Annotated in this window: 17 protein-coding genes; 11 read left to right on the top strand and 6 right to left on the bottom strand. The window is 42.7% G+C overall.

Features of this window, described 5'->3' with window-relative positions:
- Positions 1-5: 5 nt before the first annotated feature.
- The 6 genes from tssO to ACVBDY_RS14240 all read right to left on the bottom strand — a co-directional run bounded on the left by tssO (position 6) and on the right by ACVBDY_RS14240 (position 5657).
- Entirely contained in the window at positions 6-521 is a 516-nt protein-coding gene (gene tssO, locus ACVBDY_RS14265) for a type VI secretion system TssO (RefSeq protein WP_447176139.1), read from the bottom strand.
- Between the two features lie 18 nt (positions 522-539).
- A complete protein-coding gene (locus ACVBDY_RS14260; protein ID WP_447176138.1) occupies positions 540-1736 on the bottom strand; it encodes an SMP-30/gluconolactonase/LRE family protein in 1197 nt (398 codons plus the stop codon).
- 103 nt (positions 1737-1839) lie between these two features.
- The gene (locus ACVBDY_RS14255; protein ID WP_447176137.1) at positions 1840-2703 is read right to left on the bottom strand and encodes a TssN family type VI secretion system protein; all 864 of its coding nucleotides are present in this window, start codon (positions 2701-2703) and stop codon (positions 1840-1842) included.
- A gap of 3 nt (positions 2704-2706) precedes the next feature.
- On the bottom strand, positions 2707-3633 hold the full coding sequence (locus ACVBDY_RS14250) for a hypothetical protein (RefSeq protein WP_447176136.1): 927 nt from the start codon (positions 3631-3633) through the stop codon (positions 2707-2709).
- On the bottom strand, positions 3633-4583 hold the full coding sequence (locus ACVBDY_RS14245) for a C40 family peptidase (protein ID WP_447176135.1): 951 nt from the start codon (positions 4581-4583) through the stop codon (positions 3633-3635). Before ACVBDY_RS14245 ends, ACVBDY_RS14250 begins: the two co-directional genes overlap by 1 nt.
- Positions 4584-4994: 411 nt before the next feature.
- Positions 4995-5657: a C40 family peptidase gene (locus ACVBDY_RS14240; RefSeq protein ID WP_447176134.1), complete on the bottom strand. Its 663-nt coding sequence runs from the start codon at positions 5655-5657 to the stop codon at positions 4995-4997.
- Positions 5658-6188: 531 nt separating this feature from the next.
- On the opposite strand from ACVBDY_RS14240, the gene ACVBDY_RS14235 reads away from it, so the two are divergent.
- The 11 genes from ACVBDY_RS14235 to mreC all read left to right on the top strand — a co-directional run bounded on the left by ACVBDY_RS14235 (position 6189) and on the right by mreC (position 20227).
- On the top strand, positions 6189-7229 hold the full coding sequence (locus tag ACVBDY_RS14235) for a PKD domain-containing protein (protein ID WP_447176133.1): 1041 nt from the start codon (positions 6189-6191) through the stop codon (positions 7227-7229).
- A gap of 55 nt (positions 7230-7284) precedes the next feature.
- Positions 7285-7746 carry a type VI secretion system contractile sheath small subunit gene (locus ACVBDY_RS14230; RefSeq protein ID WP_447176132.1) on the top strand — a complete coding sequence of 154 codons (462 nt, stop codon included), beginning with the start codon at positions 7285-7287 and terminating at the stop codon, positions 7744-7746.
- 8 nt (positions 7747-7754) lie between these two features.
- Positions 7755-9119, top strand: coding sequence for a DUF5458 family protein (locus ACVBDY_RS14225; RefSeq protein ID WP_447176131.1), 1365 nt, complete (start codon positions 7755-7757; stop codon positions 9117-9119).
- A 634-nt stretch (positions 9120-9753) separates the two neighbouring features.
- Positions 9754-11589, top strand: a complete 1836-nt coding sequence (locus ACVBDY_RS14220; RefSeq protein ID WP_447176130.1) for a type VI secretion system Vgr family protein — start codon at positions 9754-9756, stop codon at positions 11587-11589.
- A 14-nt stretch (positions 11590-11603) separates the two neighbouring features.
- Positions 11604-12533 carry a hypothetical protein gene (locus tag ACVBDY_RS14215; protein WP_447176129.1) on the top strand — a complete coding sequence of 310 codons (930 nt, stop codon included), beginning with the start codon at positions 11604-11606 and terminating at the stop codon, positions 12531-12533.
- Between the two features lie 6 nt (positions 12534-12539).
- Entirely contained in the window at positions 12540-13127 is a 588-nt protein-coding gene (locus ACVBDY_RS14210; protein ID WP_447176128.1) for a hypothetical protein, read from the top strand.
- Entirely contained in the window at positions 13120-14631 is a 1512-nt protein-coding gene (locus ACVBDY_RS14205) for a hypothetical protein (RefSeq protein WP_447176127.1), read from the top strand. The genes ACVBDY_RS14210 and ACVBDY_RS14205 overlap by 8 nt, the downstream gene beginning before the upstream one ends.
- A 124-nt stretch (positions 14632-14755) precedes the next feature.
- The gene (locus tag ACVBDY_RS14200) at positions 14756-16321 is read left to right on the top strand and encodes a hypothetical protein (protein WP_447176126.1); all 1566 of its coding nucleotides are present in this window, start codon (positions 14756-14758) and stop codon (positions 16319-16321) included.
- A gap of 326 nt (positions 16322-16647) precedes the next feature.
- Positions 16648-18174 carry a bifunctional phosphoribosylaminoimidazolecarboxamide formyltransferase/IMP cyclohydrolase gene (gene purH, locus ACVBDY_RS14195; RefSeq protein WP_447176125.1) on the top strand — a complete coding sequence of 509 codons (1527 nt, stop codon included), beginning with the start codon at positions 16648-16650 and terminating at the stop codon, positions 18172-18174.
- Between the two features lie 183 nt (positions 18175-18357).
- A complete protein-coding gene (locus tag ACVBDY_RS14190) occupies positions 18358-19386 on the top strand; it encodes a rod shape-determining protein (protein WP_447176124.1) in 1029 nt (342 codons plus the stop codon).
- A gap of 10 nt (positions 19387-19396) precedes the next feature.
- Positions 19397-20227: a rod shape-determining protein MreC gene (gene mreC, locus ACVBDY_RS14185; protein ID WP_447176123.1), complete on the top strand. Its 831-nt coding sequence runs from the start codon at positions 19397-19399 to the stop codon at positions 20225-20227.
- Positions 20228-20386 lie beyond the last annotated feature (159 nt).

Here is a 20386-nt window from a genome sequence, read left to right as displayed (position 1 = left end):
ACTATTTAATTTCTGTTGAGTTGTTTACAGAGCTCCAGCTCCTTTTTCAGGTCATTGATGATCTCTTCGTACTCTCCAACCTGTTTTTGCAGATCATCGATCTGATCTTCCGATTTGCGAAGTAACTGCAACCTTCTCTTAGTGGTTACGACATCTTTGAGGTTAAGGATAACATTATTATACAGCAGGGTCTGTTTATAGGCTTCCTTATCGGCCGGGACACTTTCTTTTAGTTTGGCCAATTCAAGACCAATGGTCTGTTCCAGGAACTGAAAACCATCTCCGGAACGATCCAGAGAGTCAATACTTGAGGTCAGTTTGTCTATCCTGGCGGAAAATGTATCCTGATAACGAAATTCGTTCATTATCTTATCGTTTTCCTGCTTTAACGCTTCATTTTCCCTCCAGGGCAGCTTATAGTTGAAATATACGGCAAAAACCAGTATTCCTACCGTAACGATCAGCATGAGGAGAAATAATAAAAATGCGGATACCCGCTCTTTCTTATTGAGTATTTCCATAGTTTAAAATAAATTAAATCAATCTGCCAGAAATGATGTGGCACCGTCCTGGTTATCCGCATTTTTTTCGTCTTCCTGTTTAAAGAAAATACCGGATGTCCTTTCGGTTTTTACAATATTCTCATTCACAAATATACCGGAATCTTTCTTTCTTCCTATGTAATCCAACTGATTGAGTATGGAAAACAGGTGGTCGGTTTTTTCTATAAACTCCATGACCCCCTTTACACAGGGTTCCATATCATACCCTTTGTATTTAAGGTTGATCGTTTCTGAAAACAGTTTTTCATAATCTCCGCTACCCAACTCGGTAGTCCATTCGGAGAAATAGTTAAAAACCATTTCTTTCCCGTCTCCCGAGAAGGAATCGAAGCTGTTTTTCATAATACGGGCGAGGCTGACCACCTTGTCCAGGACTTCCATCGGGGCCGAATAAAACCCGTTCCATCGGTTTTGGTTTATGCTTTGTCCTACGTGCCCCAGTATTTTTTCGAGCGTGGCAAAGACAATATCGGCAATTAGGTTTTCGTCTCCACTGAGTCTCCGGAACCGTATTTTCTGTGATATCTGCACCGCATAGAATTCCATTTGCTTAAAAAAGGCATCATAAGCCTCGAAAAGTTTCACCAGGGAAGGATGGCTATTCACAGTAATACATGGTGGGATATAGGTGTCCACTGTTTCAAAAACACTTCCCCTGGAAGAAAATTTACCTATGGGAAACTGAAGCGGACCAATGTTATTTTGGGTAACCTCAGCCTCCGCAACGGTTGTCAGGTAGTACTTGGGCATGGCATGAGGGAACCGGGGTGGTATTTCGTCCATATTCTGCGTACCTGTCGGCACCCTGTTATAAGGGTCGACATTCAGCAACAGGAAACGGTTGTTCTCCTTAAAATCGTAATTTTCCAGAGAAATTTTCTCCGAAAACTCCCCGGTATAGTCGGTGATCTCTATACGGCCGCCACCGGGCGTGACCGCCTTCATAAATTTAATGGACACATTGAGTTCGTTGTGCTCATCGATAATTACCGAATACTCGAAAGGCGCTTTGAACCGGGTAGACAGCAAGCCGTATTTTAGCTGGTCGACCCCCATGTTCCGCGCGTCGCGCACCAAATCTTCCATATTGTCCTGTAATTCGATAAAATGATTTTTATTGATCTTCATTCCATCGATCCAGTTTACCGGGAAATATCGTATATCTTCTGCCATGATTAGTTGTCGTTTACAATTATCTGGTTATTCTATATGCTTTTCTAAGGTTTGACACCGTTCTGGTGACACTTAAAATTCATAAATAATGCCTTTGCTTTTCCTATATACGCTGGCAAATTATAGTATCACCGTCTTTCATATCGTTGCTGTCCACGGATTCGTCCGGGTCTATATGATTTGTAGAACTGAACCATTTGGGTTTGGAATGAAAATACCATCCGTAGGGTTCGTTCTTATTATCCGTAAAGTGGATCTGGCTATTGGGGTGCTTATCGTTATAATCGTTGATAAAATAATAAAACAACCGGCCAAACTCCATTGCTCTCGGCGCTTTTACCTTAAAATTGATGATATGCCGGTCATTAGGTTTCTTGTGAAACACCAGGTTGAGCAAAATAACGTTGCGCATTTCGGTAATCTGGGGATTGGGATAGCGGTTGCTAAGCGGATAAAACCAGCGTTTATAAAGTCGTGCAGGAATAGTAATGGCCGTTTCAAACAGAATAAGGATCAGCGTAGGAACCATAAAAAGCAACAGGCTTCCGGACATATAGTAGATAAACTGGAACTCTGCATAATAGGAGACCACCAATATCATAAATATAGCCATATACAATGCGGTTATGAACGCAAAAAATATTTCCTGGTATATTTTTTTAGTCTCGAATCGCTGAAATACTTTGTGAAAAAATATCAGGTGTCCTGTTCCGAGCAATATCATCAACACCTGAAAAGAAACAAAACGGGACGTAAGTGTTGTGGACTTCAGATTGTACAAAATAGCTCCGAACCCCATAACAATAACTCCTATACAAAGCACGTATAAAAAGTACTTCCATTTTTTCTTCCGGAATTTGGGAGCCTTGGCGCTAAAGATCATGCTCAGTATAAAAGCAACGGCAAGGGTGATCAAAAGTACGGTCAGGGTCTCTCCGGTTACTATATAATCTAAAATTTTTCTCATAGCTTAAATAACAGTTGATATTCCCAGGCGGGATTGGTACAAAGTCTCATTCAGCCGGAATAGCCGATCATCATCATTTAACATTAACTGATATGAAAACTGCACCTGGCAGGGTAAAAATAAATGAAAAAAGGCCTCTAAAAAACTTTCCATCTGCCCTTTATTGACATATTCCAGAAGTTTTTTCGAATCTTTAAGCGGTCCTATGACAAAATGATACTTTTTCAAATATATTTCTTCCTTGCTCACCAGGGTGGTATTAATACCCAACAACATGTCGTCTGTTTTTTCATAAGGATCAAAAACCTGCTCCAATTTAACATTTTTCGAAATAACTTTTACCTTTTCCCCTATAATTGCTTCCAGACCTTTACGCACATCTTCCGTATTGCGGCTTACGTAATTCTTTTGCCGCATTAACAAAAAAAACATTTTGACGAGAAGTTCATCAGGTACTTTACCGGATACACCGAGGATCATACGTATCACATCGGACAGACCATAGGCATTGATATCACGAAAAAAGTCGGATTCGTATTTTTCGATCTCATGCCGGAAACGAAAAAATTCATTTTCCAGCGGATTAAAGAAGTACCGCGCCTCCTTTTCTTCCCGCTTTCGTTTCTTATACTCTTCTACGGGATCTTCGCTACGGCTACGCGTTCTGTAATTATGTGTTATTCCTTCGGGCAGTATGTCATAAAATCCGTCACGGCTAACCTTAAAGTGCCACATATCCGCATGGTTCATATCCAGTTCCACCTGCATAACATCTTTACTGAACTTACGAAAGAAATTGCCCTGTGGTATTACGGTAATGTCCTTCTCTTGTATTTTACGGCGCATGAGCACCTCAAATAAGAGCTCTGCCTTCAGGTCAAATGAAGGTATATCCTGTAATTCTTCAAAAACAATGTCTTCTCTGCTCATCAGTGTTTCAGGTTTTTCACTCTTCCCCTACCAATATACCCGGCTCGCCACATGCGATCCCTGAGATTAGCGATCTCCACACCTTGGGAAGGCGTTACTGTTAAAAAGCGCTTGTTTTTCAGGTATATTCCCACATGGGTATAGGGTTTTCCATGATCCTTGAAACGAAAGAACAACAAATCTCCCTCTTTCATATCTTTGGTATAGTGGATCTGTCCGTCAGTATAATTAGTAAGAATGGCCTTAGAGGCAGTTCGCGGAAAGTTTATTTCATAAACCTTACTGTAGAGGTTTTGCATCAGGGTCAAATGGTCCACCCGGTCTTTCCTGTACGGATCTCCAAGTCGTTCCTTTACATAGGAATACAGCTTCGGATCAGCTACATCAATAGCTTTAACTTTTAATTCTTCGGCGAAAAAAACTTTATCTTCTATGGTTATAGGGGAATAATTCCGGACCTTGACTTCCCGTGTCAGCGGCACCGACTTCGGATTGTAACTTCTCAGATAATTCAGGGGAGCTGTTAAAACAGGTGGTAGTGCAAACTGTTCGGTCCGTAATATCCCTACAACTTCCACTTCGTCAAGTATAATTGAAGATTCACTATTCGACAATACCACCTGGCCGGTCTCCAGAAGGAGTGCCGCATTGATCGGCTCGTCTTCGGTTTCGGAAGTATTAACCACAGGAGAAGGACTTTCCCTCGAAGGTGGGGGGCTTCGCCGGGGTCCGCCAAATTCGGCCTGAACATCATCATCTGTAATAGCCTGTATTTCCATTACGGAATCTTCCTCTTCCTCCGGTTCCTCTTCCTCGGCATCAAGATCTCCCAGCTCACCGAATTCTATCTTCACCTGTTCATCGGTTATAGGAATAATTGTCTGTTGGGATTTACAGGAAACCACCAGTGCGACCAGCCATAAACACACCACTATTCTAACACTTGTCATGTTCTCTTTATTTGTAATTGTCAACATAAACTCCAGCTTTCGGAGTTCCGGACAAATCTTTAATCAAAATACTTCTTGAGACTGTTCCATAAGGAACAAATCTCAAGAACAAAGGCTTTCTGTCGGTCCTTCATGTTGTATGAGTCTGCCCCACACCGTTATTCAATTATGATGTCTTAAGCGGGTATGGACAAAGACAGATTTCAGGGGTCCAAAGTACAATAAATATACCTTGCACAACATCGCCAAAAACAGGGGTTTTTCAGATAAACTTCTCAATGGGAACAAATCCGTGCATACCGGGAAAGAAAAATATCAGAACACGATTCATGCTATTGTTACCCGGACAGAATCCTAAAAAAACCCACACCACAACAAAAATTCCGACAGATAAAAAATCATCTTCCTTGCTTATCGCATGGAAAATTCTCCAGGTTTTATTCTGCCACTTAGCCTATAAGTATTACGCCAGTAAGGATCTTTTAAACTGGTTATCTGAACTCCCTGAGATTCCGTAGCTGACAGAAATCTCATATTTTTCAGATATATCCCTACATGCGTCATTATTTTTTCATTATTTGACCTGAAAAATACCAGGTCCCCTTCTTTGAGGTATTTTAAAGAGCGGAAACGCTCTACATGGTCATCATTAAGCATAATTTCCGAAGCCGTACGAGGTAAGGCTACATCGTACACCTCCTTGTAAAGGTTGCGCATTAACGCGGAACAATCGATACCTCTTTTGGTCTCCCCCCCATACAGGTAAGGCACCCCCTGCCATTCCTTTATATAAGCGTATAATTTCTGATTAGTAATTTCGGATGGTGTCACACCAAGTACTTTGGCAAAATATGCCCGGTCTCCGGGAGAGATCAAATTCAGCTCCTTTTCTTTTTCTTCTTCTGCAATAACTATATCCATATCCCGGATCACCTTAATCTGGTCTACCTTCGGATTTTTACCCAGCTCTGCATTTACATACGGATCAGTGATCATATTTGCCGTGCTTTTTTTACCTCCACAACTACAGATAAAAAACAACACAAAACCGACAAGTACACATCTATTTTTCATTCATGTAGATTTTAATTACCGACAATCGTTATCTTTCATTTTACGTTAATGACATCTGTTTTTCATCATACCCGTAAAACTATCAGGACTTACGTTTTTTTTCACATCTCATATTGTATTTCATCAGAAACGAAAAAAGACATTATAACCTTATAAATACAGGAAAAAACTACATATTGTCCTTAAATATAATCCTTTGTTTTTTTATGTGGCAAATTAAGGCAGAAATATTCTCAAAAGTTAAGTCCATTTTAATATTACATCAAAAATGCGTTATTTTATGACTGTAAATTTCAATTTAAGCGTATCAAGGTTACAGGGCTTTATCTATTTTATTAGCTTGCACTCACATTTTTCCGTACGAAAATACAATATTTTTGCTTTATTTTGAAATACTTGTTTTCCAGGATTTTTTAACCATCGCAAATTGTGTATTTTTGGAAAGCGTTGAAAAACAAAAACAAACACAGGAAATGATCCTCTGAATATTTGTTTCCCAACAGCTCTCAATACAATAAAAATTGCTTTAGAATGAACAGGAACTCACATATCAGAACACATTTTGACTCCAGGGTTATCTTATCTTTTGTAACCATCCTTTTACTCTCCGGCATTATACTGGCCTTTCGGGTCAATGAAAGTGAGCCCTGCAAGGTAGAACAGATCAAAGTACAGACTTCCGCCTATAAAGTCGGAGAAATTATCACTTTTTCCGATTACACCGAAAACGCCCACGAGTGGAAATGGGATTTTGGCGATGGTAATGAAGCTTCATTTCGTTCCAAAGTAGTACACCAATATAAGGAACCGGGGAAATACCTGGTGAACCTATGGGTAAACAAAAACTGTAATATCACTAAGCTTGTGGACATAAAACCCGCAGAGGATATTATCGACTCCACTTTATTACCCCGATTTTATGCTCCTAAAATTGCTTATGTAAACGAGCCTGTTTCATTTACGGACAGCACCTCGCATGCCAAATCCTGGGAATGGCGTTTCGGCGAAGGAGAAAAAATAGACGCCATAGACAAAAACCCTTCATACACCTATAAAAACACAGGGGAAAAAACGGTGTCCCTTTTTGTAAATGACGACATTAAATATGTAGGTTTCCGCAAGATCACCGTTTTACCGGCCAGGATAGAGAATACCCCCATTTCAAGAGCAGAGATCATGCGCGAAACCAGGACCAGTGTGGTAAACGATTTTCTGGACCGCATACCGGAAGCACCTGCGTCAGAACTGGAAGAAAAACCGGCCACGACGGTAAGAAAAAGCAAAAAACCGGAAGAAGTTATAGAAGTCCCCGAACTCGATGAAGCTAAACTTGCAGGGTTGATCGCAGGTATTGCAGAGGACAAGCTTTCTTTCAACAACTTTGTCCGGTACTTTTGCAAAGACCACCTTCCATCCGTACAATTGAAAGACGAGGTCGTTTCCGTTCACTACCTAAACAACAGTATCCGGGGGAAGAAAATAGAACTGAAAAGCGTATCCATGGTACGCAACAAAGAAAACAACTGTGTAAGCCTGATCATCGTGGATTATAAGCGAAAAGGCCTGTTTTGATCAGAAAAGTATACTCGATAAGTAATTTTTATTATATTTAACTAAAATTAACGTTATGGCAAATCTTTCAAATAGTTATGGAATAGGAGGAAATGAGGTAAAACCGGAAGGAGAAGAGAGCATTGTTGACATTCCTCAGAACAAAACACTGATAGCCCAGAAACTGACCCCCAATACTCCGGTACGCCCGGAAGTAGTGACCGGTCTTAAAAATATGGATGAAATTTTCGAACATTTTTCTCCGAAAATGAACGTCAACTTTGAAGACGAACAGGGAATGACCGTACGGGAAGAATTAAAATTTAAAAACGTTTCCGATTTCTCTGCAAAAGGAATTACCGAACAAAGTGAATTCCTTACCGACCTGCAGACGAAAAAAGAACAATATAACAAAATGATAAAACAGCTGAAGACCAACAAGGTTCTGAAGCTCGCACTCCAGGATCCGGAAGCCAAAAAGTCCATTATCGAAACCATTGAGGCATTGGTCCGGGAAATTGAAGAAACCGATAAATAGATCTACTCATGAAGAACCAAAAAGAAACAACCCCTTCAGCAGTAAAGGAGCAGGTAAAAGAAGGCAAAAAGGTAAGTCTGGAGCAAAAACTGGAATCGTTTATCCAGTTCGGAGGTTTCGACCTGCTGGAAAGTGCTATTGAAGGTGTACAGAATTTAAGCCCGGACAGAAAAGCGAGAAGAAATATATTCCTCAATGAAGCGGGAAAAAAAGCGGAGAGACAAAACCTGAAAAGGGTCTTAAAATTGTGGGCGGAATCCCTGAAATCATCCGATAACCTGGTAGACCTGGTTAACGACTCCCAGGAAAAGGCAGAACTGGCTGAAAAAACGCTTAAAAAGAACCTTGCATCGGCTGTAAACGAAACCAAAGAACTCGAAGAGTCTTATCGTACCCTGGCCTTGTTCTTTAAAAATACCGAAGAGAGTAAAGTAAAGAACGTTGCTATTATAAATGCAGAACTCGATCAGCTCAAGGACCTGGACAACACAAGATTTATAGATCATATCGAAGAGGAACTGGTAAACAATTACGACCGCCTCGATCTGAGAAATAACTATTCCCTTCTGGTGGTCCCGGGTTATCTCGGCTCCAACAAAGTACTGGAAAAATGGGCCAAAATAGCCCACAACAACAAAGTGATGCTCGTTACCGATTTCCAGCACCTGGATGAACCGGATGATGTGATCGAAATGTTCGAAATGGCCAATCTTACGGGAGGAGACATATACCGATCTAACGTAATTATGACCTGTAACTGGCTCGTAGGACGAGGTAAAAACGAGGAAATAGACGAAGAAGACCACCTGTATCTCCCCCCTTCCACAGCCTTGGCAGGAAAAATATACAACACCCTCATGTCACAGATCACTGCCGGTAAAAAATTCGGTGGCATAAACGAAGTGGACGGGGTTAAATTCGACCTTAAGAAAAGTGAAATTGCCGACCTGGAACACCTCGGACTTGTTCCTATGGTAAACGAGTACAACAAAGTAATGGCATTCTCCGGTAAAACACTGTTTAACGGAGATAACCTCGGATTGCAAACGTATTCCGTAGTACGGGTATTCGACTATGTGACCAAAGTAATGATGGACTTCCTTAACCGGAGGGCTTTTGAAAACTTCAATGCCAAAACCCGTAAACAAATACTCAACCAGGTGATCAAATTCCTGGACAGTGTATCCGGACCGGACAAACTCATCGAAGATTTCGACATTACCAAGTTCGAACAGGACCCGAACCAGAAAGACAGGATTTTCCTGGATATTCGTTTGAAACCGTACTTCCCCGCCAAAAACTTCCTGATCAAAATGGACGGACAAAAAGGCGACGACGGTACTGAATGGGATACCGAATATGCTGAGCAGTAACCCGTCATAACAATACAATACTATTCATAAAAACGCCGGCACAAACCGGCGTTTTTATGTTATCTAATCTTTATCCTAACGTAAAAAAACACTTTCCTTTCAAATATCTCTGCCCTCTTCTTTGATTAACAGTCTCTTTTTCTTACTTTTAATGCATATTTTTTTATAAATTTCGGTGTTTCATTTCTTTTACCCTTAAATCTGCTTACGCAACATGATATTTTTAACAACAACTTTCGTCCCGGCCGGTTCGACAGGACATCCCCCCGATATCCGGCACAACCTTTATCGCAAATTCTTCGATACGCCCGTTCTTTACCGGAAAAATAAAATACATCCGGTAAATATGCCCTGACCTTATAACCAGACATCCCTATCTGACAGAGAACAACTCTTTTCCCTCCCCGTAAAGAGAACAGAAAAACAATATAAACCTATATATGTGCTATGGACTTTCCTTTTCTATTAGAGATCTGTGACATCACATACGGTGTCCGAAGCTTCTTTTCCCGGTGACAAATACACCTGGAGATCCGGCATCACCAGAGAAGAAAACTGTACACCTGGCGGAAACACACCTGAAACATTGTTCGGGGCTGATTAAAAACAATATACAACTTAAAATCAGACTATCATGGCATTACAAACCGATCTAAGTATAAAAATAGGAGAACTGCGAATGATGAGTTTTCTTCGCATGGAACTTACACAGAACATTGATGACCATCACGAACTTACCATAGAATGCCGGGAAGATGAGATCTATCTTCAAAATCCGGAATTGCATGGAAATTACCAAAAACTGATCGGGGAGAAAATATTGGTTACCATGCAGGCCACCGACGGAATGTTTTCTACCAGCACAGGATACTTTAAAGGAGTAGTGACCAGGGTAAAATCAAAAAATTCGGATGAACACGACGGGAAACGTATCCAGTTTATGGCGCACAGTCCCACTATTCTAATGGACAATGGCCCAGAATCCTTCTCTTATCTGAAAAAAGACTTTGTTCATATCACGCACAATACCACCAGGCTATATGACAGTGATATGCTTAAAATAAGCACAAAACCTGCTCAAAACCAGAGTTACCCTTATATCGCACAATACAACGAAAGCGACTACGATTTTTTAAAACGCATGTGCTCCAGGCAGGGGGAATGGTTTTACTACAATGGCGTTCAACTTGTTATAGGTCGGGAAGACAGCCAGGAAGAGATTGAGTTGTATTACGGTTATAACCTGGTGGAATTCGACCTGGAGATGACACTGCAACCTACGCGCTTCAAGTACCACGGCAATGACCTTTCCGAAGGTGCATCGCACTATAGTTCCACCCGTTCCCTGGAAAACTCCATAAACGGTATTACCGGAGAACTGATAAAATCTTCAGCCAGGGTATTTGACAAAGAAACCATCGTACAACACAATTTCCTGGTAAACGAAGGGAGCGGCCAGACAGATATGGACCATTACGCGCAATTGAACTTCCGGAAAAAGGTGGCCAATATGTTGTTTGTCTACGGTAAAAGCGAAAACCCGGCATTACGCCCGGGTGCACTGGTAAAGATACTGGACGAAAACGGTAATATCACCGGATCGTTCAGGATAATAGCCACTACACACCACTGCACAGATACCGGAGACTATGAGAACTCATTTAAGGGTGTTCCTGTAGCGGTAAACATCTCCCCCTATTCCGATCCAGGCAATTACCCCAGGTGCGAAAGTCAGCCCGCCACAATTATGGATAATAATGACCCCAGGGGACTCGGACGCATAAAAGTACAAATGGCCTGGCAGAAAGAAAATGCGCAGACTACAGACTGGATTCCCCTCTCCACACCAAACGGAGGTTCGGGGAAAGGGTTTCACTTCATTCCTGAAATCGGGGAAACGGTTATGGTGGACTTTCAGAGCGGCAATGCCGAAATGCCTTATGTTACCGGGTGCGTTCAGCACGGAAATGCCAACAGTGGCTATGCCGATCCCAACAACAACCTCAAGGCCATACAGAGCCGGAGCGGCAACAAGATCGTGATGGACGACAACAACGGATCTACCCTTATTTCCGACCAGGGAGGGGCATCGTCCTTCTACGATGGCGCTGGAAACCTCGTTGTAAATGCCAATTCCAACATTTCCCTTGATGTAGGTGGTGGCAGTGCCAAAGTTACTATGGACTGTTCCGGGAATATCACAATAGAAGGAAATACCAATGTAAAATTAAAAGTTGGCAGCAGTGAGATAAGTATTATGAAAGAGGAGATCACCATAGACAGTAAGTCCATTAAGGTAACAGGGGGAGATAAAATTACTTTAGAAAGCAAAACGAACACCATTACAGGAAATACGACGACGAGTTTAGGCGGTGATGGAGTCGTTACTATTGACCCCTTGGGTGATGTTACCATTCAGCCCGACGGAGGCAGCGTCATTATCAAAGGAACCGAAGTAGACATCAATTAACCCCCAACAAAACCATGTCAGACAAGTATAGCTTTTATACAGGAGATAAAGAATACTCAAAACCGGTAGAAGAAAAAGAAAGACCGGCAGTAAAACCGCCTGTGCATGATATTTCGGCAAAATATCGCTGCGAGCAGGTAAATACCACCAAAATAGACGGTAAGCTCACCAGTAACTCCCAGCAGAAATTCCAATACTCCCTGCAGCTTTCCCCCGCCAAAAAAACAGCCAGAGTAAAGTTAGAAGACCATTACTACAATATGAACCCTCCCGTTCTGAACAATATTTTTGACTTTATCACCAAAACCGAATCTATTCGCCACGACATGTCCCTCAATTATGGAGAAGACGGCAAGATCGCTAAAGTTTTAAACAAAGAGGAGCAGGCAGAAAAGTGGAGGGCCTTTAAAAATTCCAAAGAGTTCCAAACGGAATTCATCACCAAGATGAGAGATACCAACGAAAAAGGCCTCGAGGAGATCATAAAGTCGGGAAACCGGCAGTTTTCCCTTTCTCACGACTCGGAAGAGGAGTACCGCAGGGAAATGTTCTATTCAGCCATTTTTGACTGGCAGCTTACATCTAACGACAACTCAGTGGTCCAGCAGCAGGAATTTTTGTATCGCTCCATACTGTTGCCGGACACTATCATCCCGATGGATTTCAGGTGCGATATATTAAAGGAAGACGACCATATCCTAAAACTGAGAAAAGTCGGGTCTGCAAAGCTCAACGATGAATTGCTGGAGCAGATCGTCAAAAAACACGATCAGTACTACAAACCGCAAATCAAGTACAACTTTACGGAATACAAGCTCGAATTCAGGCAGACCTACGAAGTAGACCCGGTCACCCGCCTTGTCAACGAAGCGAGGCTGATATGGAGTGAAGCGATAAAAGACAATGTAGAGAGCTTTTGCGAGTTTAAAATGCGAAAATTATAGGACAAAATGAACACAGCCCTATCTCATACAGAAAGTGAAAACGAGAAGTACGCCGCAGGCTTTACCCTTAACAACGTCATGACCATCCAGATAGGTAAATGGTACATATTGTGGGGGATCGTGGTGATCATATCATTTTTCGGGATCAAGGTATTTTTGGGAGACGTCCTCCGGATAATACAATCGTCTTATAGTTTTGTCCTGGTGCTTGCCCTGTTTTTTGTGGGTATTCGTCTGATACAAAAAAAATATATCAAAAAAAGCGTTCGTTTTTTTATAAGCAAAGACAGTGTAAAGGTCATTTATAACGATGTTGACGAATATATCAGGCCCATAGACGATCTCAAGGCTGTCCGGACCCTCCACCATTCTAACAGAAAAGGGGATATACAGGCGGAATTATTTTTCAGGGACAAAAAGATCAACCTCACCTCTGCCATAAACCATACCGGAAAAGAGCAGTTAGATGCGTTTTGCCTGTATTGCCAGAAGAAACTGGGGTTTGTGGAAGGCGATGTGCCCTTCTCTATATGGACACACAACTGGCAGGGTATAAAATATGTAGAATACAAAAACCCGAATTATCATGAGTAGTAGCTATTTGCCGGAAAAAGTATTTGCCGTATGTACACACAATTTAGATGGTGGTTATGGAAAGTTATTAAAGGATCCCGATGTCAGGACCAAATATACAGTATTGTTCAAGTCTAAAGACAAACCACTACTAACCATGGCCGATAAAAAATTAGACGGCCAGTTCGCTTGTAAAACAAACTGGAGCAGTGGTATAGGCACGGCAGCTTTTGGCGGCGGCATCATGGTAGGATTGGCCATCGCAGCGACAGTAGTTGCCATTCCTTTCGCCGGATGGGTTGTAGGAGGGCTCATTGCTCTTGGATGTCTTGCCTGGGGCCTCATTAGTTTTTTTAGCAAACCTTCATGTAGTGACATGATCGGCTATCAGGAATCCTTTTGGACAAACGAACATTCCTCAGTAGCTTTTGACGGCTTTTATGCGGTAACCAAGCAATCTATGATAGTTTGTAAAGAAGGAGGCATGTTACTGCCATTTATGAATGAAGCCGCCGCCGCGGAAGCCGCATCAGAAATTGCAAGTACGAATAGATGGCAGGTTGGCGCGGAAATAGGTGCCAGCTTTTTGGCCGGGGTGTTATCCGGGTGGGCTGCAGGTTCGGTCGGAGGCGCGGCCGTAGGTACGGGAAGGTTTGCAGGAACAAAAGCGGCATCCAAAGAAATTTTAGAATTTACTGCTTACGGAATGGCATTCGGTATCCCTATTGGAATGGCATTATCTAAAGAAACAGGTCTGCTTAGAGAACATTATGGCAGTGGCAATGGTGATAATCCTATTTATGACACCATTACCGGTGAAAAAGTAGAAGATACAGATATAAATCCGTTTTCTTCTGACTTTCCCTTTATCGACCCCTTTCCTGTGCCGAACAAGCCAACTAAAGAGGTCTTATTAAATCATACTGATGTAGAAGCCGACGATATAACCGATCCCTGGAACCCTAAAGGACTTACGGATAAATTCAAGGGAATAAACAGAGGTTTAAAGGAACGAAGGGAAGCCATAAAAGGTATAGCAGGTTCTCAAGGAGAGATTGCAAGGCTTAATGCTCAAATTGCAGCTATTGACAGGGCTCTCGCCGAAGCAAAAAAAATAAACCCTAAAACAGGGAAACCAATAGGCCTTGCTCAGAAAAATAATCCGTATGCAAAAATAATTTTCCAACAGGCCCGAAGTGGGGCTTATGGCCCTGAGGTAAAAAACTTTTTTACTAATGCATCCGGAAAAGGGAAGAATAACCCAAATAGCTATAAAAATACCAGGGAGAATGCGACTACCACATTAGATGAAAAAAACAGTGACTCGGAAAAACAACAAAAGGAAAAATCGAAAGGGCTAAACAGGGTGTTTGCTAATGCAGGTTTGGGGCTCTTTGGTAATATTCCCGCATTAAGTGTGCCTTTTGTAAGTACCTGGCTGAGTGAAAAAACGTTTAAGGCAGCTGCAGATGCCGCTATGGCAGATATGGCCAATGGCATTAGTATAGTAGCACAAGATCATTAGAAATTAACACAAATCATTCTTTCTTCAAACTTAACTTTAACCCAACAATTCCTTATTACACCCCTAAACTTCACGTAACATCGGCAGCCTAAATTTGGAGTAACCTGTAAACTCCAAATTTATCATGAGTAGTTATCTACCGGAAAAGGTATTTACCGTATGTACCTTTAATTCTGCAACCAACTACGGCAAGTTACTGACCAACCCGGATCGCCGGGCAGAGTTTACCGTACGCTTCAAAGGCCAGGACAAACCTTTATTGACCGAAGCAGACCGCAAACTGGACGGACAGTTCTCCTGTAAAACCGGTTGGAGCAGTGGCTTCGGGAGTATAGCCTTTGGCGGCGGGATCATAGCCGGAATGGCCATGGCTGCCACTATTGCCGTCATACCCGTAGCAGGATGGATAGTCGGAGGAGCAATAGCTCTCATTTGCGTCGGGATCGGCCTTTTTAATATGCTTCAGCCCAAACCCACCTGTAGCGAAATGATAAGCTTTGACGAATCGTCCTGGCTGAATCCCCATCTGCTGGTTACCTTCAACGGGCATGCCGCCGTGACCAAGCAATCCATGATCTCCTGCAAGGAAGGAGGCTTCCTGCTCCCCTTCATCAGTGAATCGGCAGCCGCAGAGGCCGCTTCGGATATCGGGTGGATGAACCGGGGGGAGATCACCCTTACAGCAGTGACTTCCTTTATCGGCGGTATGGCAGCAGGTTTTACCGGGGGTACAGCCGGGGGAGCTGCTGCTGCTGTAAATAAACTCACTCAATCCGTACTATACGGGGGAGCCTTTTCAGCAGTCATACTGCAACCCCTCCTCGGACTGCAACAACGACATATGCGAGAAGGATATGACAATGACAACAACCCTTATTACAACAATATGGCAGGGGAAGTTGATATTCTCTGGGAGGACCCCGGCCTCCTTCTGGAAAACCCCTCGTTCGGGCTTCCCGCACCGGCAGGAACAACAGTAGACATAGTGGACAACATGAATCAAATGTCTGATCACAACCCTGCCTGGGACCCCGTAGTGGACTCCATCCCGGCACCTGTAGGACCAGCAATAGACATGGTTGATGACATCGATTTTTTACCTGATACAACAGAATCCTCGTGGAACCTCAAAAACCCCTTTGATCGGATGAATAAAGTCATGGAACACCTCTTAAAACAAATGGAGAACCTACGGAAGGTTAGTGGATCCACACGGGAAATTGCACGGTTAAGCGCCCAGATTGCAGCTATCGACAAAGCCCTAGAACGGGCCCGGGTCACCAAATCCTTCGCCGGCAAAAAAAATCCGTATGGACGCCAGGTCTTGAAAGCAATACAACGAGGTGCCTATGGGCCGGAAGCTCAAAGGATTTTTTCACGCCGCTCCGAAGATGGCAAAAAGAAAGAAAGAGTAAAAGGGGCAAACAGGGCACTATTATATCAAAATGCCAGGGATGTCTTGCAACGAAATCAACAAAACCAGCGGAATACCCTGGGACAGCATCAATCCGCCCTTAACAACAACCGGGCCACTATCCAGGCCAACAATCGTATGGCTGGGATCAGTATTACAGGACTGGCACTTCCGTTCGTTACCAACTATTTCAGCGAAAAAACCATGCAGATAGCCGCAGACGCCGCAGCAGCCGACATGTCCAACGGTATAAGTATCATGTCAAAAGAACATTAAGCCCGAAAGGCATTTTCGGGACCCCGCCCCTCTTATCTTCTTTAAAAGGGCAGGTACAAAAACAGCGCCTGCCCTTATGTATTTCCCCGTTTCCGGTACTTTTCCAACATTTTTCCCTGTGACGGTCAAATCATTGCTACAAAAAAACTACTTTTGCAGTCAAATTAAGCCGGTTTGTTTTAATCCGGCATCTGATCGGGATGTTTTTTTCTTATTTTATGGTTTTACCGGGATACCCCGGGTACAAAAAGAGGGATTCCGTAGAAATTCAGAACATTCCGGCTATCATTTTTTCGAAAAGTATCAAGCGTTAACAACACAGCAGTATGAGTACCACAAAAGAAGCTACATCCGCTTTAATTTCTGTTTTCAGTAAAGAGGGTCTGGAGCCCATTATCCAAAAACTAAATGATCTTGGCATTACCATTTATTCCACCGGGGGTACGGAAAAATTTATACGCGACCTTGGCGTAAATGTCGTTCCCGTAGAAGACGTAACCGGTTATCCTTCTATTCTGGGAGGCAGGGTAAAAACACTACATCCCAAAGTATTTGGCGGTATCCTCAACCGACAGGACAACGAAACCGACCAGACAGAACTGACATCTTATGAAATCCCCCAGATAGATATTGTTATCGTAGATCTCTACCCTTTTGAAAAGACAGTAGCCAGTGGCGCTTCCGAACAAGATATTATCGAAAAAATAGACATCGGCGGTATTTCCCTGATACGGGCTGCCGCAAAAAACTTCAAGGATGTACTCTGCGTCGCATCTATGGAAGACTACAACGACTTTTTAACGGTCATTTCCGATGGTAACGGTAATACCACACTTGCAGACCGTAAGCGTTTCGCTGCAAAGGCATTCAATGTTTCTTCCCATTACGATACGGCTATATTCAATTATTTCAACGAAGAAGAACTGGTTTTTAAAACCAGCCAAACAAAAGGACAGGAACTGCGTTACGGAGAGAACCCGCATCAGAAAGGTTACTTCTTCGGCGAACTGGATGCCATGTTCGATAAGCTCCACGGTAAGGAATTGTCATACAATAACCTTCTCGATGTGGATGCCGCCGTTAATCTCATGGAAGAATTCAGGGGAGAAGCGCCTACTTTTGCCATATTAAAACACAATAATGCCTGTGGTGTAGCTACCAGGAACACATTAAAAGAAGCATATCTCGATGCTCTTGCAGGAGACCCTATCTCCGCCTTTGGTGGTATTCTCATCGCCAATACAGAAATAGATACGGAAACCGCCAATGAAATCAGCAGCCTTTTCTGTGAAGTGGTTATTGCTCCCTCGTATTCCGAAGAAGCCCTGGAGGTACTCAAACAGAAAAAGAACCGGATAATTCTCGTTCAAAAAAATGCCGAACTGGCAAAAACACAGGTTCGGACTTGTTTGAACGGACTATTGGTTCAGGAAAAAAATGCCAAAACCGATACTCTTGAGGATTTAACTTACCAAACAAACAATAAACCCACGGATAAGGAGTTAGAAGATTTGCTCTTTGCTTCAAAAATATGCAAACACACCAAATCCAACACCATTGTCCTCGCCAAGAACCGTCAGCTTTGTGCCAGTGGCACGGGCCAGACAAGCCGGGTAGATGCCCTGACGCAAGCTATTGAAAAAGCAAGGTCTTTTGACTTTGACCTCAATGGAGCTGTTATGGCCAGCGATGCTTTCTTCCCATTCCCCGATTGTGTGGAAATAGCGGATAAAGCCGGTATAAAAGCCGTGATACAACCGGGAGGATCTATAAAAGACCAACTGAGCATAGACTACTGCAATGAGCATGAAATAGCTATGGTATTTACAGGAACGAGACATTTTAAACACTAATTACACCCTGTTTTTCGTTATAAAGCGAAGATTGCCCGGCATGTGTTCAGGACTATTCCGGCACCTCAGAATACTTTATAGGGTTAAAGGGAATAAAATGTGCTAAAGTATTGTTACATTTGAAAGATGTCCGCCTGGTAATAACCGTTTTAAAACGAACGAACTGACTAATTATACGAATACATGGGATTTTTTGACTTTTTAACAGAGGAAATCGCAATGGACCTCGGTACGGCAAATACGCTGATTATCCATAATGACAAAGTTGTTGTGGACAGCCCCTCCATAGTTGCCAGAGACCGGATATCGGGAAAAATTATAGCTGTAGGCCAGGAAGCCAACCTGATGCAGGGAAAGACCCATGAAAATATCAAAACAATACGCCCCCTGAAAGATGGGGTTATTGCCGACTTCGACGCTTCGGAAAAAATGATAAATATGTTCATTAAGAACATCCCGGCGTTGAAGCGCAAATTATTTCAACCGGCCTTACGTATGGTTATCTGCATTCCTTCCGGTATTACCGAAGTGGAGATGCGTGCGGTAAAAGAATCGGCGGAAAGAGTAAACGGTAAAGAAGTTTACCTCATCCACGAACCTATGGCTGCGGCTATAGGTATCGGCATCGACATTATGGAACCGAAAGGGAACATGATTGTGGATATAGGAGGAGGTACTACCGAAATTGCAGTAATCGCCCTGGGCGGTATTGTATGTGATAAATCCGTAAAAATCGCGGGGGATGTATTTACCAATGACATTGTGTACTACATGCGTACACAACACAATTTATACGTAGGTGAAGCGACCGCAGAGAACATCAAAATACAAATAGGCTCCGCAACCGAAGACCTGGAAACCCCGCCGGAAGAAATGAGTGTGCAGGGGCGGGACCTTTTAACCGGAAAACCGAAACAGGTACAGGTTTCTTACCGGGAAATCGCCAAGGCTTTGGATAAATCCATTCTTCGTATAGAAGACGCCGTAATGGAAACGCTGTCACAAACCCCACCCGAACTTGCCGCCGATATATACAATACCGGAATATACCTGGCCGGGGGTGGTTCTATGCTAAGAGGACTGGACAAGAGGCTCTCCCAAAAAACGGATTTGCCCGTATACATTGCCGAAGACCCGCTTCGCGCTGTAGTCAGAGGTACCGGAATAGCCCTGAAAAATATCGGAAGATTTAAAAGTATCCTGGTAAGATAGGTAGAATGCTATGCAAAACATAATTAATTTTTTTTTAAAGAACAGGTTCTTCTTTCTTTTCTTTGTTTTGCTGTCATTTTCCCTGTTTATGACCATCCAGTCGCACAGTTACCACAAAAGCAAGTTTATCAATTCTGCCAACTGGGTTACCGGTGGTATTTACGAAACCGCAAGTCATATTTCAGATTATTTCGGGCTTAAAAGGTATAATCATCAACTGGTCGAAGAGAACAAAAGGCTCCGCTCCTTGTTATTCAACCGGGCTAACCCCTACCCTGATTCCATTCTGCAAGATTCCATCATTCTTCCTGAAAACCCAGGGTATGTGGTACGGGACGCCTCGGTCATAAAAAACAGTTATCATTCCCCAAAAAACTATCTCACCATAGATGAGGGCGAAGAAAATGGTATTGCCCAGGATATGGGAGTCATTACCTCGAACGGTATTGTGGGAATTATCGATAATACATCCCGCCATTACGCCACAGTTCAATCTGTATTAAATACCCTTACCCGCATCAATGCCCAGCTTAAAAGCACAGGACATTTCGGCACGTTGCAATGGGACGGAATATCGGAAAATACCGTTCAGCTCATTGATATTTCCCGCATAGCCCCACTGCAAGAGGGAGACACGATAATCACAGGAGGCATGTCTATGATCTTCCCGAAAGGTATCCCTATAGGAACCATAAAAAACTTTGCGTTGGATATTTCCGAGAATTATTATATTATCAATGTGCAACTCTTTAATGACATGCGCAACCTGGACCATGTTTATATCATTGAAAATACTAACAAGGAAGAAATACTCGAATTAGAGCAATCGGTAAATGAATAACAATACGTTGGCAAATGGTATAAGATTTATAGTGCTGATACTGGCGCAGGTACTTATATGTAACCATATCCACTTTCTGGGATATATAAATCCTTATATATATGTATTGTTTATTCTGCTCTATCCCCTTAAAAATGAAAACCGCGCTCTTTTCCTGTT

This window comes from Sinomicrobium halophytocola, assembly GCF_052983395.1.
The sequence above is the reverse complement of the archived record's forward strand: the minus strand, read 5'-3'. Positions and strand labels throughout refer to the sequence as shown.

Excerpts from the sequence above, each read along its gene's own strand:
- mreC (WP_447176123.1), top strand. The coding sequence starts at position 19,397 with ATGCAAAACATAATTAATTTTTTTTTAAAGAACAGGTTCTTCTTTCTT.
- ACVBDY_RS14210 (WP_447176128.1), top strand. The coding sequence starts at position 12,540 with ATGAACACAGCCCTATCTCATACAGAAAGTGAAAACGAGAAGTACGCC.
- purH (WP_447176125.1), top strand. The coding sequence starts at position 16,648 with ATGAGTACCACAAAAGAAGCTACATCCGCTTTAATTTCTGTTTTCAGT.
- ACVBDY_RS14215 (WP_447176129.1), top strand. The coding sequence starts at position 11,604 with ATGTCAGACAAGTATAGCTTTTATACAGGAGATAAAGAATACTCAAAA.
- ACVBDY_RS14260 (WP_447176138.1), bottom strand. The coding sequence starts at position 1,736 with ATGGCAGAAGATATACGATATTTCCCGGTAAACTGGATCGATGGAATG.
- ACVBDY_RS14205 (WP_447176127.1), top strand. The coding sequence starts at position 13,120 with ATGAGTAGTAGCTATTTGCCGGAAAAAGTATTTGCCGTATGTACACAC.
- ACVBDY_RS14235 (WP_447176133.1), top strand. The coding sequence starts at position 6,189 with ATGAACAGGAACTCACATATCAGAACACATTTTGACTCCAGGGTTATC.
- ACVBDY_RS14220 (WP_447176130.1), top strand. The coding sequence starts at position 9,754 with ATGGCATTACAAACCGATCTAAGTATAAAAATAGGAGAACTGCGAATG.
- tssO (WP_447176139.1), bottom strand. The coding sequence starts at position 521 with ATGGAAATACTCAATAAGAAAGAGCGGGTATCCGCATTTTTATTATTT.
- ACVBDY_RS14230 (WP_447176132.1), top strand. The coding sequence starts at position 7,285 with ATGGCAAATCTTTCAAATAGTTATGGAATAGGAGGAAATGAGGTAAAA.
- ACVBDY_RS14255 (WP_447176137.1), bottom strand. The coding sequence starts at position 2,703 with ATGAGAAAAATTTTAGATTATATAGTAACCGGAGAGACCCTGACCGTA.
- ACVBDY_RS14200 (WP_447176126.1), top strand. The coding sequence starts at position 14,756 with ATGAGTAGTTATCTACCGGAAAAGGTATTTACCGTATGTACCTTTAAT.
- ACVBDY_RS14245 (WP_447176135.1), bottom strand. The coding sequence starts at position 4,583 with ATGACAAGTGTTAGAATAGTGGTGTGTTTATGGCTGGTCGCACTGGTG.
- ACVBDY_RS14225 (WP_447176131.1), top strand. The coding sequence starts at position 7,755 with ATGAAGAACCAAAAAGAAACAACCCCTTCAGCAGTAAAGGAGCAGGTA.
- ACVBDY_RS14240 (WP_447176134.1), bottom strand. The coding sequence starts at position 5,657 with ATGAAAAATAGATGTGTACTTGTCGGTTTTGTGTTGTTTTTTATCTGT.
- ACVBDY_RS14190 (WP_447176124.1), top strand. The coding sequence starts at position 18,358 with ATGGGATTTTTTGACTTTTTAACAGAGGAAATCGCAATGGACCTCGGT.
- ACVBDY_RS14250 (WP_447176136.1), bottom strand. The coding sequence starts at position 3,633 with ATGAGCAGAGAAGACATTGTTTTTGAAGAATTACAGGATATACCTTCA.